This window comes from Vibrio rotiferianus CAIM 577 = LMG 21460 (genome assembly GCF_002741985.1).
GTDB lineage: Bacteria > Pseudomonadota > Gammaproteobacteria > Enterobacterales > Vibrionaceae > Vibrio > Vibrio rotiferianus.
Window position 1 is genome coordinate 159,046 of record NZ_APHW01000010.1, and the last position, 19,231, is coordinate 178,276.

A 19,231-nucleotide genomic window follows, 5' to 3' on the forward strand; every position below is an offset into this window, starting at 1 on the left:
GGATGTATTCTAATGACAATAAGTAGTGCTAATAATTCGTCTCAGGCTGTATGGGATGAGCTGACGGAACAACATAACTGGGCGGCGACTGGTGTTTCGGATTATCCGTCAAAAGATCCCCTGGTTGGACAAAGTAAATTCTTCAATCGTTATCGCACCTTTATCAAAACCATTGACCATGAAGACGATAAATTCGCTCACGTATTTGCCGTTGAAGGCGAGTGGGGACGAGGTAAGTCCCGTTTGGGCTATGAGTTGATTGCACAGATCAATGACTGCTCTAAAGGTTGGTACGTGCGTAACGGTAGTGGTGAGCTAGAAAACGCTGAACTCTTTGATGATGAAAGTAAGCGAGACGAGTACTTAGGCTTATATATCCGCTACTCGCAAATTGTGTCTAAGTTCCAAAACACCGATAACTGGTTTGCCTATGGTTTATATCAAGCGCTGATCCCGTTGGCGACTAAACAGTTTGATGGCTCTATTCAATCGAGTATCGCCAAACAAGCACTGCAACGTATTGAGCCGTTTGGTTTTGAAGCTTCAGAGCTAGCGAATCGGTTGATGCTTGATCATGCTTTTTCTGATGAGGTACTGTATTACGACCAAGCTCAAGATGAGAATGGCAATACCATTACAGTCACCCAATTGGTTGATTCGGCTTACCAATACCTTCAAAAGTTTGGTATTCAATACATCTTGATTGTGCTTGATGAGCTAGAGACAGTGGCAGAAGCCGCTACCTACGGCATCGATAGGGATGATGCTTGCCAACTGGATGGAGAAGCCATTCGTCTGATTGGTAAAGCGATTAAAGAGGAAGATCCACGCCGTAAATTGCCATGGCTACGCTATGTAGCGCTTTGTTCCCCGCTTTTGGGACAACAGCTGCGTGAAATTCAATCGACGGCACGTCGTTTTGAGCTAGTCGAACTCGAAAATAATGCCTTTGCGGATGTATCAGATTATGTCGCTAAGCTACAAGAGGGTAACAAGCTACGTCATCAATATCCGTTAGGGTTAGTTGAAGCGGCTTATGCCATGAGCGGCGCTAACTTTGGTTGGTTCAATGTGGTGATGGCTAATATTGATGTTGAGCTAGATAAATACGCGGGCAATGGTACAGCGTTTAGCAATGTGGGTGAGCTGTTTGATCAAGTGCTGCAGAACTCAGGGCGGATCTCCGATCATGTTTTAGACCACAATGCGATTCATGGTATTCAGACTGAGGACAAAGCACTTCTTAAGCAAGCGCGTAATTTGTTGTTTGCTCAATTACCAAAGGCGTTAGATGCGGAGCATCAACATTTGTTGGCGTTATTGCCACTGAAAAATGAATATGATGAGCCGATCGTCAGCTTGTATCGTAAAGTTGATTGGTCGATGCTCGATTGCCGCCAAGCCTTGCAAGATGGAAAATTCCGCCGTGATCGTGATGAGTGGTTCTACCCAAGCGTAGATCAAGGTTTGAATCTTCAAGCGCTGCGTCAGAACTTACGTACGTTTGCCATTAACGAAATAGGTGATGAAAATACCTTTCTTCTACCGCTAGACGTTCAAGAATTCCGTCACTTGATCAGTCTGTTATATAGTCATCCCGCAGCAGAATTTGCTGCTGACGCACTATGGAAACGTTTCTTTGGTGATGTACAGCAGTTAGAGGATGAGGACAAAACCCATATCGGCCCAAGCGTGGCGATGCTGCTTCGTTTAGACATGCGTTATCGCTCCCAACAACAAAACTCCATGATTTTCCGTGAAGTAGGCTATGCCGACGGTCATGAAAAAGCGATGTCAGTGCTTAAGGCAGAGTGGGAGCGTTCACCACTTGTAAGACGTCGTACTCGATTGTTGGGGCTATTTCGCTTATTGGATCGAGATTGGAACTACAACCAAGAAGCCTTTGTAACTAAGCAAGACTTGGCTATCCAATTTACTAAAGCGGGCGGAGGGCGAGGCGCAAGCTCTGGATTGCAGTATTGTGAGGGCTTAAAGCTTCATCCTCAGGGCAAAGCTGCGTTTGCTTGGGTAGACAGTAAAGATGAGCTCACACGTCTAAACGAAGAAATAACAGGGCAATATGCAGCGATTGGGCGTGTACCTGTTGTTGCATTCACTGGCTCGATTGGGGTGATGGACGATTACGCCAAGGGCAGTGTTAAAGACGATTTGAAAGAGAACGTTTTACTTTATTATCTCAACACTAGTGAAATTGATGTGATTGAGCGAATTGGTGTCGATCAGCGTCTGCAAGAGGGCTTTGAGCTTAATGAGCAGGTGTTTACCTCTAAGTTCAAGAACCGTCTGAATAACATTCGTGATTACACTTACAACCGAATTCATGAATGGCGACAATGGCTCAATGAGCGTGGTTTGATAGCCTGGCCTCTTAAGCCTTCGGGGCGTATTAACGATGATGATCGCAATAAGCTTTTTAAGGCTTGGCAGTTACTCCTAGTTCAAGATAACAACGTCAATAGCTTGAATGATATTTTGCCTGAGCATGGCGTTGATGCGGCAGATATTCGAGCGGTGTTCAGCCGTTTATCACTAAACGGTAAAGTTTTACAAAGTGGCTATCAGTCAAACGAACATGCTGGTCTTTTTAGCGACATCGAGCATCCGGCACAGGCACAGGCCCGTGTACCTGCATTTTTGGCAGAGATAGCCAACCCGAAAAAAGCCAAATCATGGACATTGGACAACGCTCAAGAGAAGTGGTACTGGGGGTATTTGTGGTCTCCAGCGAGTCAAGGCTTATCTTCTAAAGCGGTATTCAGTGATTGGATGTGGCTCTGCAGCCAACTGAACTTAGCGAAGATAGAAGATCGCCAAGCTAAGAAAGAAAAATGGCTACCTATTACACGCTTTGAGATAGAAGAAGGTGAGTTAGATTACGCGACGACATGGTTTAATGGCAAAGGCGTGGATAGTTACCAAGGGCGCGTGGAAGCCTTAAGAGAAGTATTCGGCGAGGATAGGATCCCGGGCTTGTTTGCTGGAACGGAGGGCAAGCATGGAACTGAAACCACCAAAGCTCTGAATCATTTGGAAGAGGCGACGAAACTCGTTGTTCTTATGACCAACAAGGAAACTAACCTCGAATCAGAGCTATCCGCTGTTGTTGATGCATTTCCTGAGTTGCTGCGTTTACGTTATCAAGTACTTAACCATATTCGTGCAGTGCGAGATATCCATGAAACGAGCGCGGACCTACGTTTGGAACAACGGATTCGATTAGAAGACGACTCTCGTTCGCTTTATTCTCGTATTGAACAGGCATATCAGTTTGCTCAGTTTGTACAAACAGCAGCGCAACGAATCGAAGTTGCGTGTGACAATGTAATATCGAACATCAGTGATGAGCCTGCAGCTCAAGCCCCTTTCCCAAGCAAGCTATTTACGCTCTCTTTGGGAACCATTAGCAACATACTTCAGGGGGCAATTAAGCAGTCACAAGTCACTGAAACACAGCGAATAGAGTATCAGGGCTCAACTGAGACGCTTAACTTCTACTTGCGCACATTGCAATTGGATAAAGTTTCTAGTCGCTTGGATGATTTGGCCAAAGAGGTGGGTGTTGATATCCGAAGTGGTAGCCATAGAAGCTTTGACGATATTAGCGGTTACATCGTACAGGCGTATCGTAGCTTGCTTAAGATGTTCGCAGACACAAAGGCTGATTTTGGCAAATTGGATAATAAGCTTTCTGATCTTAAGTTTCAGCTTGGTGACATGTTACCTGTTGATTATCCAGAGGCTGATCACCCGAAAAAAATTCTAATGTATCAAGAATCTTTACGTGATATCGAAGATGCATTAGAGGACCTTGATGAAGAAGTTGATCTATTCAGAGAGAAGTTTGCAACCGACGCTCGAACAGGGCAATTCTCAGCGATTAAAGATGTACCTGTAAAACTCATGAAGCCTATTACTGCACAGCTTGGTGTATTAATGGGTAAAGTGAACAGTGTCGAGTCTGCCATAAAAGGTTATCGAAATGGGCTGATTGAGAAGGCTAATCGAACCCTCAGACCGGAAGTGACACCGCTTTTAATCGCGTTAGGTAACCCTGCGCTTGCGACGATTAAAGATGAAGAGGTCGCTAACCTATCGCTGCCTGAATTGGCTATTGAGTTGGAATGCCGCCATCGCGCTTGGCGCGAGCTCGCGGAGCAAGCGCTGCAGGGGACCTCAATCTCAGTCGAACGTTGGGTAGAAATTTCTTCGCTCATGCTCAGTAATTCAGAGCCGAATCTTACTTCTCAGGAGCAAAGTGAATTAGTGGACAAAGGAATCATTAAACTTCAAATCACCTTTGGAGGGGCTTAATGATTTTCTATTTAGCACTTTCACTTACTAATCATCGCAGAGGGCGGTTTTTAAGTTCGCTTATTGGAGCGGAGCCAGTTACTGAAACATTGCCACATCAAGGTTGCGTATTGATGTTAGGTAAAGACTTTCAACAGCTTGATGCTGCCAATAAGAGAGAGTGGCGCGACTGGGCGTTGTTGTCTGGGCGAACCTTGATGTTGCTTCCCCCTTACTCCTCCGGAGTGATTGATGAGGATATAGACTGGCAGATTGGTTTCAGTGAGGCAGTGCCTTCTGTTGATTCGCCATTGGTACGACTATTAGAGCCCGAGGTAACTCAGCAGGTTGCAGGTAGACAAGGTGTTTGTGAGCGTTCACAGGGGCATCTTTGGGGTGCTTCTGCGGCGAATACTCGCTACGTGAAACATCATGCTGCCTCGGGAGTGTTTGCAGTTACTTGTTTGCCATTATGGTCAATCTCATTAATTGATGAAACTGAGTCAGTGCGGGAATGGTTTGCGTTCTTTGACCGGTTAGCGGGAACACCAGATGCTATCGAGACTGACGCCGACAGTGAACCAACCCAGTTAGTAGCGACTGATTACTCGATCATGGTCTGTATATACGCATGGCAGGCGATCTCTGCGAGTGAACTGAATGCCTATCTATCTAATCAAGCATTTCCCGTTTTTCAGTTTACAGGGAATGAAATGGATGAGGGCTTTTCTCGATTGTTAGCAATTGGATATGTAAACGAGAGTGGGCTAACCACTGAGGGGTTAGAAATACTCAAAGAGAGTGCTTACTGGCTTTACGCAGAACAGCTAAAGGATGCAACACGATGAGAAAACAAAACTTAGCGCAATCTTTGGCGGTTGAATCACAAATCCGTCTGCCGGGAAGTGCAGGGCGATTGTTACAACAAATCAGAGATGTGCTTGCCGTCGCACCATTGTTCAAAAGTGCTGGTCTCGTGAAGCGTGTTGAACGGCCAAAGGTTATTGACTTGACGGTCTCCGGGATTGCCACCCATTCCTGTATTAAAAACGCCTTAGGCGGCTATATATACGCGTCTGGTGCAGTTCGCATCGATATGTGTATCGAACAAAACCAGGTGGGGACCGGTAGTAACGATTCTGTATCAGAGTTGGATGATATCGATTTTGAAGCGCAACGAAAGCGTCTAGATTTGGTGGAAATTCGCCAAGCTTATCAATTGGTCGAGAAGCAGCTACAGCAAGGGAGCCCTAGTCAATTAATTCTATTGGATACGCCACTATTTTTGGATAGGGCAATGACTCCATTAGATCGAAATGTAAAACACGTTGAGGAGTACCAGCGTACAAAAAATGTGATAGCTCAATTCTGGTCCAGCTATCGAGAACAATTGTTCCCGTGGAACCCTCAAGGGCCCGTATTAGCGAGTATTGTATCCGAAAGATTTAGTGCCATCGTTAACATTGCTAAGCAAGATTTACGTACAGAAGAAGGTCGCAAGCACTTGTTAACGACAGATGAGCTCGTGCAGCAAAATTTGGATAAGCTTGCTGACTTAGAGTCTCGCTTAGCCGGTATTGGTGATAAGCGTTTCATTCATGGCATTTTGGGATCCTTTACGCGCACGATGGCATTTCGGATGACAGAGAACCGCTCAAGAATGGAGCCAGCTGAAGCAGTTGATGCTGGTGTTATTGGCTTTCACTATCGAGGCGGACACACCAGTCAAATTCAAATGGTACAGCTTGCGGGTGAAGCTCAAGACTGGGACACCAAAAAGCTTGATGCAGTCGCTTGGAAACTGATGGCTTTAGATATCCAAGGTCAAAGCAAGCTAAAGCCATTACCACAACTTTTAGCGATGCAGCAATTGAAAATGCTTGACCAGTTTGCAGCGTATTACCGTCAGGGGTTAAGCGATGCAATCAAGAATAACGATGTAGAAGATACCTGGTTATCTGGGTTGGACGAGGAATAAAAATGAAACACAGTGTACTAGGTAAATTGGTTGGTAATACCGGTGACGCAAACAAACTCACTATGGTAGTAGAAAACTCTTTCTCTGTGCGAAGAGGAGAGTTTGTCCGGATTATGCACCAAGAGCGAAAAGATGAGCTCGATGTCGCTGTATTGGGCAGGGTAAATAAAATTCATCGCTCAAATATGCTCTTTAATTCGGGCTTCGGGGATAGTGTTACCGAGCTAGAACTGCTCCCTGGTGCCAATATGACTGGTGAGAACATGCATGCCACTATAGAGTTAGTGGGATATCGAGACCCAGCAACGAACCAGATCAAAATTCCTCGTCGTCCTCTTGATCCTGGCGCTAAAGTTGAAACAGTTGATTTTAAGTTCTTAAGTAAGTTCTATGAATTTAAAGAAGATAGTAGCCTTCATCTAGGTAACCTTGTTGGTTATGAAAGAGGTGAAAATACGGTACCGGTATACCTTGATGTCAACAAGCTAGTCACAGAACACATGGCCATTTTGGCGATGACCGGTTCTGGTAAGTCTTATACCGTAGGTAGGATTATCGAGCGGCTGGTTGCCTTTAATAATGGTACCGTTGTGGTGTTCGACCCCCATGGAGAATATGGGCGTGCGTTGTCCAAAGGTGAGCTGCAGTTCAGTGATGGCCTTGATTCTGTAGAAGATAGTCGAGACCAAACGGCCTTACCTGAAATAAAGGCAATGATCGAGAAGCTTCAAGCTGCCGATGCTGGTATTCAGGTTTATACACCTCAGGATGATGCCTTCAATCATAAATATGCTGGTAAGAACCATCCATTGGCGTTGCAGTTTGATAACTTTGAAATGGATGATATTTCAGAGATTTTACCTGGGCTAACAGAACCACAGCAACGTGTACTAGATGTCGCGATTCGCTATTGGCGAAGTGTTGATAAGAGTACCCCACGCGATATTAACCGTTTGCGCTATTTCTTGGGTGATGGCATCGAAGAACTACGTGATTGGGATGATTTGTCTGAGGCTGAAGCTAAGGCTCTCAACGGACGAAGTGCTGCTGTAGCATCAATGAAGCTTAGCCGTGTTTTGAATGAAGCGAAAAGCTTTTACTCAGCAGCAATGAAAGAGCCGACTGATATTTATCAGATGGTTGGTCGAGCTTCGAACCGCAAAGGGCGATTGGTTGTTGTTGATTTACAGGGTTTAAGCGATACCGCTAAACAGGTGGTTTGTGGCTTACTATCCAGTGAGATTCTAAGCGCTGCATCCAGTAAGACAGACAAGACACGCCCGTGCTTTTTGGTTTACGAAGAAGGGCATAACTTTGCGCCAGCTGGTGGTAATGCTGTCAGTCACCGCATTATTAAAAAGATTGCCGGTGAGGGTCGTAAATTTGGCGTGGGCTTTGGGATCGTTAGTCAACGCCCATCAAAGCTTGATGCCGATGTGACTTCTCAATGTAATACGCTAATAACCATGCGCTTAAAGAACCCTGATGACCAACGATTCATTGCCAAGGCATCCGACATGGTGAGTAAAGCAGACCTTGATGAGCTATCCAGCCTTTCAACGGGTGAAGCCTTGGTTTGTGGTCGTTCGATACCAGCTCCTCTATTAGTTAAAGTCGGAACCAAAGCACTTATCCATGGTGGTGAGTCGCCAGATGTACTAAGTGTCTGGGAGCGTTTTGATGGCTGATACGGTATCCAAGATCAAAGCGGAGCTAAATCAAAACGCCTTTATCGATAAAACTTTCCCTATGCTAACGGGCTGGGGAGTGAAAGATGAGGATGTATTGGTTCATAGCTTAGGGTGTAGTGTTTGGAACACATTGGGGCACCAGCTTGGTTTTATGGCCGTTGTCGAGGCACCTGCGCCACCTGGTGCAGGTAATGATATTCGTTCAGATTCTGTTTGGTTCTCATACGCGACTCAATCACCAGAAGTAGTTATTGAGTTTGAGCGTTATGATGGTTCAACACCAGATAAGACAAAGCTAATGGCAAAGTTAATGAACCTGTTAGAGGCTTACCATCGCTGGGATAGAAAGCCTTCATTACTTGTGCTTTCTTTTTGGAGTAAAGAAGTGGTTTCTGCGCCAGATATTAGAGAGTTAAACCATTTAGCGAAATATGGCGCGACAAACAGCAAAGGTGTGTTTATTCCAGGTATTGAGGACGCTCAGCTTTTGATTAATCGTTTCTTTTTTGAAGACACTGTAAGCCAAAAATTGTTTCTACAATCTGTTAGCTTTTGGGAGGCGCAATGAATCAAGTAGCAGGGCTGTTTTTACCTAAAGCGAATAAACAGCTTGGGGATAAATACTATTTGTTAGAGTGTTTAGGTGATGGGACCCACGGGTGGGTTTATCGAGCTGAACGACTAGCAGATGGGCAAACCGTCGCGATTAAGATACCAAAACAAAATTCGCAACCGGATCGTGTACTAGCAGAAGGCAAAGAGTTAATTGGATTAGACCCTCACCCAAACGTGATCCAAGTATTTGAGATGGGGAGAATCCCTTCCGAGAAGCACTTGTACGTGATAGAGATGGAGTACTTTCCAAGCGAAACGTTAGCTCAGAAACTAGAGAATCGTGAGTTTCATTTAAACCGTTCCGAGAAAGCTTTTCCTGGTAACGAGTATGAGTGTGTCGCGGTTAACTCACCGAAATACTATTTCAATGTTTTTGAGCAAGTTCTAGATGCTGTTGAATACCTTTCTGAACTGGTACCACCAATCTCACATGGCGATATCAAGCCACACAACATACTTATTGGGCAAAATGATCTGGTTAAATTAACAGATTTTGGTAGCTCAGCGTTGCCTTTAGAGTTCTATGTTAGAACGCGTGAAAATGGCGGTACGGTGCTTTATTCAGCGCCGGAGTTTTGTGATTGTGGTTCGCGTAAGGGAACAACGGAAGAGTTGCTTTTTGGGGATGTATATAGCCTAGGCGTGCTGTTGTATCAGCTAATGACGGGGCGCTTGCCTCACGATACACAGATCGAGGTGAGGAGCCACGCTCCTTTTGCAAAACCGAGTGAAATTAACTCTGGTGTATGCCCTGAATTAGAAGCTGTGATCTTGAAATGTTTGAACAAGCATCCACAAGATCGTTATGGTTCTATTCAAGCATTGAACGCGGATTTTCAAGCTTCTAAGCAAAGACAGCTTGTCTTCACTGCACCAAAGAATACCATTAAGACGACTACTACAACTCGAAAAGATTGGTCTAGTGAGGTTACTCAGGCTCTAGAAGACACAGATTACAAAGCTGCAGCTAAGACAGCTCAGCTAGAGTATCAGCGTAGCAAAAATAACTATGCACTGTTCCTTCAATGCCACGCCCTTTACCGTGATGAACGTTGGAATGACTTAGAGCAATTGATAGAAGATAACCACTCTGTCTTTATGAATAGCGGTGATAGTGACATTGAATCTGCACGAGTTATTGCTATAAAAGCCATGTTGAAGTGGCGAAACATTGATCTAGCAAAGGACCTTATTGAGATTGCTCGAATCAATGACGCGGACAACTTCGATGTGTCTTTGTGCTACGCATCATTGCTTGGTCTAAATGCACGGTACGAGGAAGCCAAAACTGAGCTGGAAAAGCTGAATAAGCTGTTCCCTATGCAAAAGAAAATACTAACTCGTTTACTGCAAGTGTGTGAACAGCTAAGAGACTACAACACGTCTGCAGGCTACTTGCGTGCGTTACTTAGATTAGTTAAGTCTGATGAAAAGCTGAACCAGAAACGCCAGCAGTATGAACGGCTAGGCGTTTGGTAACTATTTCAAAATCTGAGGTACACAAGACTAGTAGGAATGCTGACTTTAGCAGTGACGACAACATCTAATTATGCAATTATTCCAATATTCTAAGGCTTCTATTTGAAGCCTTTTTAATGTCTAGAGGTTAGTGATACACGATGGATAACTCTTGGATCCCTGAAAGTAGCGAAGAATGGTTTAAATGGTTGAAGAATGAAGAGTCAAAAACACGAAATTCATACTTTGCTAAGCCAGTTAACTTAATTCATGACTATGGTTCAGAACGAGCCACCAAAATTGATTATGAAGGTCGAGAGGTCCTAGAGCTATTACAGAACGCAGCTGATCAAGCAAAAGACAACAATGAAAGTGGTCGCGTGGTTATTGAACTGACTCATAGTGGGATGGTGATTGCCAATACGGGGAATGCTTTTTCTGTAGGTGGCATTCAATCGTTGCAAAATGCCCACTTAAGTCCAAAACGTCTTGGTGAGCGCAAGTTTATCGGCTGCAAAGGTCTGGGATTTAGATCGATTTTGAATTGGACTAGTAGTCCTATTATTTTTAGTGGACCTCTTGCGTTAGCATACAGTCGAAAAGTTACAGAGGAGAAGCTTAATGCTCTTATATCTGACAATGAAGAGCTTGCTGAGCTAGTTGCAAAAGAGACGAAGAAAAGCGATCTGCCTGTCCTTCCCGTCTTACCTTTTCCTGGTTATTCAATAGACAATGATATTCATGAATTTATCGATGAACGCAACTATGAGTTGGCTGATAAATGTTTAGATTGGAAAAGGAAGGGTTATACAACAGCTATTGCTATCCCTTTTAACAATTCCGATATTTATGATAGAGCATTACAGCAGCTAAGTTCACTGAGACCTGAAACCTTATTGTTTGTTGACTCGTTAGATGAGTTGCTATTCATATTACCAAATGAGCAAGAACGAGTATGGTCCAAAGATGGTGACGATACTGCCAAAATGGTCCTAGATAATGGTTCTCCGATTGGCATTTGGCAGGTGTTTAAAACAGGTGGTGATGTCCCAGAAGAGTACTTAAATAGTGATCAAAATGATAAATATAGCTATGAGTTAATTGTTGCTGTACCTGAAGTTGAAAAAGCATCAGAGATTAAATCATCTCCGTTATTTTCATACTTCCCTACTGAAATAATAATCCCTTTACCAATAGTGTGTAGCGCTACCTTGGAGCTAACTCAAGACCGAAATAATATAACTAAGCATGAAAGTAATCGTTTTGTTTTAGAGTGTCTTGCTGAATTTATCGCTGAAGTCGCCGAACAAAGGGCAAGGCAGCATTCAACGGGAGTAAAAGCTGGATTTAGAAATGTCATGCCAATCGGAGAATTCCCATTAAGTTTAATTAACCATGGCTTCCCAGATGTTTTATTGGATACAGTAAAACATCGACAGATAATCCCAACTCTTAGTGGAACAGTAATCAAACCTAATGAAGCTTATACAATTAATGGAGCATCAAATGGTTGGTTCCCAACTAGCGGTTTTGAAGATTTAACTCCTGCGAATACTGATGAACACCTATGGTTTAAGAAAGTTGGTGTTAAGGAAATGAGCGCAGAATTATTAAAGGAGCGAATATGCTCACTAGCTGATTTAACTCTGGATGATCGAGTCAAATTCATTGTCGGGTTAAAAGATAACAGTATCAGTGCTAAGGCATTCACCTCATCCTTATTTTTGGGAAGCAATGGTAAGCCTATACCAGATTCGTCATCAGTATATATATCTCCCAAAGATGCTTTACCTGAAGAGCTACCGTCTTGGCTAACACTTAGGTTTCTTGATATTGAAATGCAAAAGCTTCTAACTAGAGGCTTAAAGGTTAAGGATGCTAGGGAGCTACAAGTTGCATTAAAGGACTTTGGCTTACATGAGTATTCCTTTGCAGGGTTGCTGCAACACTTGATTGCTCAATCAAATCGTCGTAAGAAAAAGGATCCGGACAACGCGACGAAAATTGAAAGAGAATTATTCAACTTAATTTACTTACTCTACAAAAAGGAAAGAGTGGCAGGGCAATTACCTGCTTTCCCAGTTAAAGCAAACTTTGAACTTCCAAATCAAAATGGCTCTTCTACAAGAGCAACTGAAATGTATATGGGTAACGGATACTTGGATCATGGTTATGTGATGCAGAGCCTTTATGGCGATATATGTCCAGAACAGCTATTACTTCCTCCAGAACAATTTAGCATTTGTGATGATATAAGTGAGTTTTGCAGCTTTTTAGCTTGGATTGGTGTCTGTAAATGGCCTAGAGAAGTAACGGCAAAAGAATCGAATAAGAATTTTCTTGAATCTATTATTGCTGCATTTGACTATCCTGTTAAGTTTGAAGATTACATCTTTTCTGATGATCACGAGCTAAAGAACGCAAGAGTAAGTGTTAAATCGTATGTTTCAGTTGATAGACTAGCTGAGATACTTGTTCCAGATAAGTACCCGGCGATTATTGCTTGGCTTTCTAAAGATGAACGTTTCTATAACTGGATCAGACCGAGTTCTGAACATTTGACAATAAGCTCAATAAGATCTGGCGATAGAAATTATAGAACTTACTACGGGACCCTACCCTGCTATATTATTTGGAAAATCGCTAATACTGCATGGTTAAAAGATAAAGATAACAAGCCACTGATGCCAAGAGAGTGTGTCATAGGTGAAAGAGCGATTGAGTCAATATTTCCTAGGCCAGCTAAGTTTACGACACAACTTTATAAAGCTTATTCTCTATCGGAAAGAGAGCTAACTGATGCATGGCGAACTGCAGGAGTGATTACTAGTTTAGTTGATTTAAACATTAACGATATTTATGAAAGGCTAATTGAATTTCCTACTAACCGCCCTAGTGGCCAACATTCTCAAAGTCTATACCGTTGGGTACTTGACGCTGTTGAGGTCGCCTCAGGTGACCCCGGTATTTCTAAAGAGCGATTTTTAAGTTCAGGGAGAATGTGGGGAACAAAGGGTGAAGTATCGGGATACTATACAGTTGAAGATTTACACCATGCAGACTCCGATGGCTTGCCTAAAGAGTTGCTGGATCGGCTAGCGATTGTGTCTCTTCCACATAGAGTTGGTACCGACAAGGTTAAACGAATTTTCGGCGTAACTTCAATTGATAGGCTAGAAATAAAACAGAGTTTGAAAAGTCATTTATTAGCTGACACAGCTGATGATATTGATGCCTACTTTCAGCTTGTTAAGCCTCATTTCAAGTTATTGAGAGCAACTCAATCAAGTCAAAAACAACACCTGGGCTTGCTTGAAAAGCTACGAATTGTCATATGTTCAGAGATTAGTGCAGAAATGATTTATGAAGGTACGCAGTTTTCATACGATTTACCCATGTGGGGTTGGCTGATAGAGAATGAGACTTTGTACATTAGAACTGGTTCACAAATGTTGGAGTGTGATTCAGACTTATTAGCGGATACCATCGGTTCAGTTATGGCTTCAGTATTCCGCGTTGCGGACGGAGGAGAATTTGCAAGATTGTTCCGTTGTAAACCCAAAGACCGTAATATTCTCTTAAGAAGAATGCGAGGAGATAAGGCAGAAGAAGTTGATATGGATATTCTTGAGGCTTTAGCAGAAGATACTTTTGGGGTACTACCTGACATTGGCATTATTCAAGAGCCAACTGCAGCGACCGTGCCATCAAGTAGAGACTATGTACCACAGAAGCCAACAGAACCGGCATCAAAACAAGTATCCCCTGCAGACGGTCCACTCAAAGATAAACCATTGGAGATAACGCAAGTAGCGTCCCCACAGCCTAAAAGTACTAAAAAACAGAAACTAAGAGTCCAGGTTAAGACGAGTGGATCAACTAGCTCAACAAGCTACGTAAATGGATATCAAATTACAGATGGCAATTTTGCCGAGAGTAAAGTGATGGAAATAGAGAGCAATTTTGAACCCCCACGGTACCCACTTAGAGTTGGGCAGATAGTTGGTAGTGAAAGCTTTGGATGCGACATTCTTAGTTTTGACACTGAAGAAAAAAGAGATAAATTTCAGAACAATATAGATAGAAATTGGGATCAAGTTGCTCGCTTTATAGAAGTGAAAGGTCGGAAGCATAATACTGCTGAAATTGAACTTAGGGGTAACGAAAAGGCTGCAGCTAAGAGATACAAAGATAAGTATTTCTTGTATCGCTTACATAAAGTTTCGGATGAAAACTATCTTCTTAGTATTCTCCAAAATCCATTGGCTGATAGTGCGGCTATTGAGCAATCCGTTTATGTGAATCTAGACAAGTCAGAGACAAAAGAGGTTTTTGAGGTTACTGGTGGGAAGTAATCCGGACTGTTACGTTCAGCATAGTTCTTTATGTGGGTTTAAAGTGGCATCAGAGATGACATGCTTCAATTTGTGTTTGTGATGATTGTCACAAAAATAACATGTATGACAGAGTGTATATTCCCGAAAGTCGACTTGCCATAAGTTGTTAAATTTCAATGAGATAAATTAGTAGTTCGACTTCCTCACTCCCACCACATTCTAAAGCCTCAGCAGAAATGCTGGGGCTTTTTCGTTTTAGGTCAGTTTTGAACCCTGTTGAGTCGTGAATCAAAGCAGTATCTATGCTTTAGGGGTTTGTTTTCGCAGATGTCGATAGATCTATTCGCTAGCAAAGAAGAGCAAACTAACCGATAACCATCAACAGTAGTCAAATGTTATTACTTGGCAATTATTCAGCACATCGCCTCTCTCCGAAAAGGGCACCATTCTGATTTATCGCGGCTGTAAGTTACTAGTGTGATTCGTTCATTTAATCTGAGTCTAATGAGACCATACTGAAGTGAGCAAAACTTCAATAAAAAGGAAATGTCCTTTCTATTAATATCTTTTCTTTTTCTCTCTCTTTTTAATATCTCCTTTTATAGTCAATTTATAACTTAATATAGTGGGTTACTATATTAATATTATTGATGAGAATAATTCTTATGCCTGTTTTTCTAGTCTTGTTTATTAGTTGCTAGTTTGCACTTAATTGTTTCCAAAACAGGTCTAATTAAACTATCTATCACTACTGGTTTCTTTTTAAGTTGTTGATATTAAATTGATATTAATAAGCTTAATTTAAGCTAACTAGTAGCGTGTCACAGATTTTCTTCTACGCAAAACTTGGCTTATTTAAATATCAATAGCCAACTCGAATCCTCTCTCTAAAATAACCACAACAATTATAAGCTTTACCCTAAGCGACAAAAATCAAAATAACGATTCCAATAACGAAAACATGGAGGCCCAATGGCCAACTTATTGATATCTATTGCCCCTATTATTTTACTCATATGGATGATGACCAAAAATAAGGCCATCCCTTCAAATATTGCATTGCCGCTAACTGCACTTTTAGTCGGTGTCATTCAACTGTTTTACTTTAACGCGCACATCACGCCACTTGTGGCCAGCGCTATTGCAGGCGCGCTATCTGCCATCACACCAATTTCGATTATCGCCGGAGCCATACTTTTAAATCGAACCATCTCTTTATCCGGTGCGGAAGCGGTCATCAAACGTTGGCTAGAAGGCGTCAGCCGTAATCAAATTGCGCAGCTTATGATCATTGGTTGGGCGTTTGCCTTTATGATTGAAGGTGCATCAGGGTTTGGTACACCGGCGGCAATTGCTGCTCCAATCTTGGTTGGACTTGGTTTTCCGGCGCTTCGTGTGGCTATGTTGGCGCTTATTATGAATTCTGTGCCTGTCTCTTTTGGTGCGGTGGGTACGCCAACTTGGTTCGGCTTTAGTGGTCTTGGGCTAAGTGAACACGATCTACTGGAAATTGGTCGCACTTCTGCATTGCTGCATACGGTCGCTGCTGTTTTTATTCCGGTAATTGCGCTGAGCTTTGTCGTAAGCTGGAAGTCCATCCTACGTAATATCATCTTTATTCAACTCAGTGTTTTTTCCTGCACTTTGCCATACCTTGCTTTCGCGCAGTGGAACTACGAGTTTCCAGCGCTGATTGGTGGGGCGATTGGTCTCACCATTTCTATTGTATTGGCGCGGTTAAATATCGGGATGGAGCCAAGACAGCCAGAGGAAAATGAACAACAAGCGCAGATTCCAAGGGCCGAAATTCTCAAGGCAATGAGTCCAACGTTACTGCTTATCGCCATTCTCATTATTACTCGTATCCAGCAGTTAGGGATAAAGCAGCTCTTAACCGACTCGACTCAGCTATTCACCGTTCAACTTGGTCACTTTGCGGAGTTTAGCGTCTCAAACGCCTTAATCTTAAAGCTGAGCCAGATACTGGGAACTGATACGTCGTGGGCATACAAAACCTTGTATGTGCCTGCTTTAATCCCTTTCTTATTGGTGGTGCTCGTCAGTGCACTCGTCTTCAAAATGAGTAAACAGCAGCTAGGCCAAGTGTTTACTGAAACGGGGCAGCGAATCAAAACACCTTTCATTGCACTGGTGGGTGCTCTGATCATGGTGAAGTTTATGATGATGGGAGATGCAAACTCTCCAATCATGACAACTGGCCGAGCGCTGTCTGATCTGTTGGGCACCAGTTGGCAGTTCTTTGCTTCATACCTTGGCGCGTTGGGCGCGTTCTTCTCTGGCTCGGCGACCGTTTCTAATCTCACCTTTGGTGGCATTCAACAAACCATTGCGCAGACAGTTGGCTTGCCACAAAACCTTATTTTAGCACTGCAATCTGTCGGCGGTTCGATGGGCAACATGGTCTGTATTAATAACATCATTGCTGTTTCAACCATTTTGGGAATCGCTAATAAAGAGGGTTACATCATCAAACGAACGGTGATCCCTATGGTTCTGTATGGGGTGATTGTCGCCTTAGTGAGCAGCGTTATTTAAACCAATTATGCCTACCTGCACTGTAGTAAGGGCTTTGGGAACAGAGTCATGCAGGTGGGCAAACTATAAAAAATCACTGGATTTAGGGCGTATGCCGAGTAATCAAAGTCAGTGAACACTGGAGCATAAAAATGAAGGTTAACTTTTTTGTCACTTGTTTATGTGACTCTGTGAAATCGGAAGTCGCCAAAAAGACGGTGCTACTTCTAGAGCAGTTAGGCTGCGAGGTTCTATTCCCAACTCAGCAAGGTTGTTGCGGTCAGCCGTCATTAAACAGCGGCTATATTGAGCAAAGCAAACCAGCCATGAAAAAGTTGATTGAGAGCTTTGAAGGTAATGACTTCCCAATCGTGACGCCTGCAGGTTCTTGCGCAGCTTCTATCAAAAAATACCCAGAATACTTAGCCGCTGAACCTGAGTGGGCTGAAAGAGCACAAAAGGTTGCGGATCGCTTATTCGAGCTGACTCAGTTCATCGTTAACAAGTTAGATAAAGTGGATGTTGGCGCTCGTCTTAACGGCCGTGCGGTTTACCACCCATCCTGCAGCTTGATTCGTAAATTGGGTGTGCGTGAAGAGCCGCTCAAGCTTCTAGAAAATGTTGAAGGGTTGGAGATGCTGCCAATCAAAAACCAAGAAACGTGCTGCGGTTTTGGTGGGACGTTCTCGGTCAAAATGTCAGAAATTTCCGGCGAAATGGTGAAAGAAAAAGTCCGCCATATCAGTGATGTCAGTCCAGACTATTTGATCGGTGCTGATATTAGCTGTTTGATCAACATTGGTGGTCGTATTAGCCGTGAAGGCAAGCCTGTTAAAGTGATGCATATCATTGATGTGCTGTTGAGTCGTTAAGGAGAAGAGTATGTCGATGAAAACCAGCGATGTGAACTTCAAGCAGCGCATCAAAGTAAAAATGCAAGATGAGTTTATGCGTCACTCGGTGGCGAATGCTCAGGAGCGTATGTTCAACAATCGCCAACTTGCGGCGGATAAGCTCGGCCACTGGGAAGAGTGGCGTGATATGGGCATGGACATTCGTAATCATGTATTAGAGAACCTAGATTACTACCTGCATCAACTGAGTGAGAACGTGGTAAAAAACGGAGGCAGTGTGTTTTTTGCTTCGACTGCAGAAGAGGCAACGGATTACATCGAAACCATCATTCAGCAGAAGGAGGCCAAAAAAGTCGTCAAGTCCAAATCTATGGTGACGGAAGAGATTGGTCTAAACAAAGTGATTGAGCGCAATGGCTGCGAAGTGGTTGAAACCGATTTGGGTGAATACATTTTGCAAGTGGATGACTGTGACGCGCCTTCGCATATCGTTGTGCCTGCTCTACACAAAAATCGTACGCAAATTAAAGCGATTTTTAAAGACAAGCTCAACTATCAAGGCTCGGAAGATCCAGAAGAGATGACGCGCTTTGTACGTGATTATATTCGCCATGATTTTTTAGAGGCGGATATTGGCATTACCGGTTGTAACTTTGCTGTCGCGGAGTCGGGCACGGTTACTCTAGTCACCAATGAAGGTAATGCCCGTTTGGCGACGAGTTTGCCAAAAACGCATATTGCCGTGATGGGGATGGAGCGTATTGTTCCAACTTTTGAAGAACTGGATATTGTGATCAGTTTGCTTTGTCGCAGTGCGGTCGGTTTACCATTAACCGGATATGTCACCGCCTTAACTGGCCCACGTGAAGCAGAGCATTGTGACGGCCCTGAAGAGTTCCATCTAGTGATTGTCGACAATGGCCGATCAGATATTTTGGGCTCTGAGTTTAAAGACATCTTGCGCTGTGTTCGCTGCGCGGCTTGTGTGAATACGTGCCCGGCTTACCGTCACATTGGTGGCCAATCGTACGGCTCTATCTATTCGGGCCCAATTGGCGCGGTCCTTTCCCCACTTCTTGGCGGATACGATGATTTTAAAGATCTGCCATACGCATGCAGCCTATGTAAATCTTGTCATGACGTTTGCCCAGTTAAGATCCCGCTTTCTGATCTACTTATGAAGCATCGTGAAAAAATGGCCAGTGACAAGATCACGCCTTTTAGTGAACGGGCTATCGTTTCTGGTTTCAACCTAATTAACGCTAAACCGCTTCTATGGGATATGAGCATCAAAGTGGGTGCAACAGTCGCTAGCGGTTTGATCCGAAATGGAAAAATGCCACTCAGTGTCGGCGCAATTAAGCAGTGGAATGAATCAAGAGATCTTCCAACTCCAGATGGCCAGTCATTACGTAGCTGGTTTGCCAATCGAAAACAGAAATAAGGATCTCA

10 protein-coding genes are annotated in these 19,231 nt (G+C 43.4%); all 10 read left to right on the plus strand.

What is annotated here, in order from left to right; all coding sequences use genetic code 11:
- Positions 1-12: 12 nt before the first annotated feature.
- The 10 genes from B853_RS05280 (at position 13) to B853_RS05325 (ending at position 19,223) form a co-directional block, all read left to right on the plus strand.
- Positions 13-4,332: a hypothetical protein gene (locus B853_RS05280; RefSeq protein WP_038887197.1), complete on the plus strand. Its 4,320-nt coding sequence runs from the start codon at positions 13-15 to the stop codon at positions 4,330-4,332.
- On the plus strand, positions 4,332-5,159 hold the full coding sequence (locus B853_RS05285) for a hypothetical protein (protein ID WP_038887198.1): 828 nt from the start codon (positions 4,332-4,334) through the stop codon (positions 5,157-5,159). Before B853_RS05280 ends, B853_RS05285 begins: the two co-directional genes overlap by 1 nt.
- A complete protein-coding gene (locus B853_RS05290; protein WP_038887199.1) occupies positions 5,156-6,289 on the plus strand; it encodes a hypothetical protein in 1,134 nt (377 codons plus the stop codon). The genes B853_RS05285 and B853_RS05290 overlap by 4 nt, the downstream gene beginning before the upstream one ends.
- 2 nt (positions 6,290-6,291) lie before the next feature.
- The gene (locus B853_RS05295; RefSeq protein ID WP_038887201.1) at positions 6,292-7,977 is read left to right on the plus strand and encodes a helicase HerA domain-containing protein; all 1,686 of its coding nucleotides are present in this window, start codon (positions 6,292-6,294) and stop codon (positions 7,975-7,977) included.
- A complete protein-coding gene (locus tag B853_RS05300; RefSeq protein WP_050569011.1) occupies positions 7,970-8,548 on the plus strand; it encodes a hypothetical protein in 579 nt (192 codons plus the stop codon). Before B853_RS05295 ends, B853_RS05300 begins: the two co-directional genes overlap by 8 nt.
- Positions 8,545-10,074, plus strand: a complete 1,530-nt coding sequence (locus B853_RS05305; protein WP_038887203.1) for a serine/threonine-protein kinase — start codon at positions 8,545-8,547, stop codon at positions 10,072-10,074. Before B853_RS05300 ends, B853_RS05305 begins: the two co-directional genes overlap by 4 nt.
- 140 nt (positions 10,075-10,214) lie before the next feature.
- Positions 10,215-14,408 (plus strand): protein NO VEIN domain-containing protein, encoded by a 4,194-nt coding sequence (locus B853_RS05310; RefSeq protein WP_038887205.1) that lies wholly within the window; start codon positions 10,215-10,217, stop codon positions 14,406-14,408.
- Between the two features lie 954 nt (positions 14,409-15,362).
- The gene (locus tag B853_RS05315; RefSeq protein ID WP_038887958.1) at positions 15,363-16,946 is read left to right on the plus strand and encodes an L-lactate permease; all 1,584 of its coding nucleotides are present in this window, start codon (positions 15,363-15,365) and stop codon (positions 16,944-16,946) included.
- A 131-nt stretch (positions 16,947-17,077) separates the two neighbouring features.
- Complete coding sequence (locus tag B853_RS05320) at positions 17,078-17,797, plus strand: (Fe-S)-binding protein (RefSeq protein ID WP_038887960.1); 720 nt, start codon at positions 17,078-17,080, stop codon at positions 17,795-17,797.
- Positions 17,798-17,807: 10 nt separating this feature from the next.
- Complete coding sequence (locus B853_RS05325; RefSeq protein ID WP_128826818.1) at positions 17,808-19,223, plus strand: LutB/LldF family L-lactate oxidation iron-sulfur protein; 1,416 nt, start codon at positions 17,808-17,810, stop codon at positions 19,221-19,223.
- The last annotated feature ends 8 nt before the right edge of the window (positions 19,224-19,231 follow it).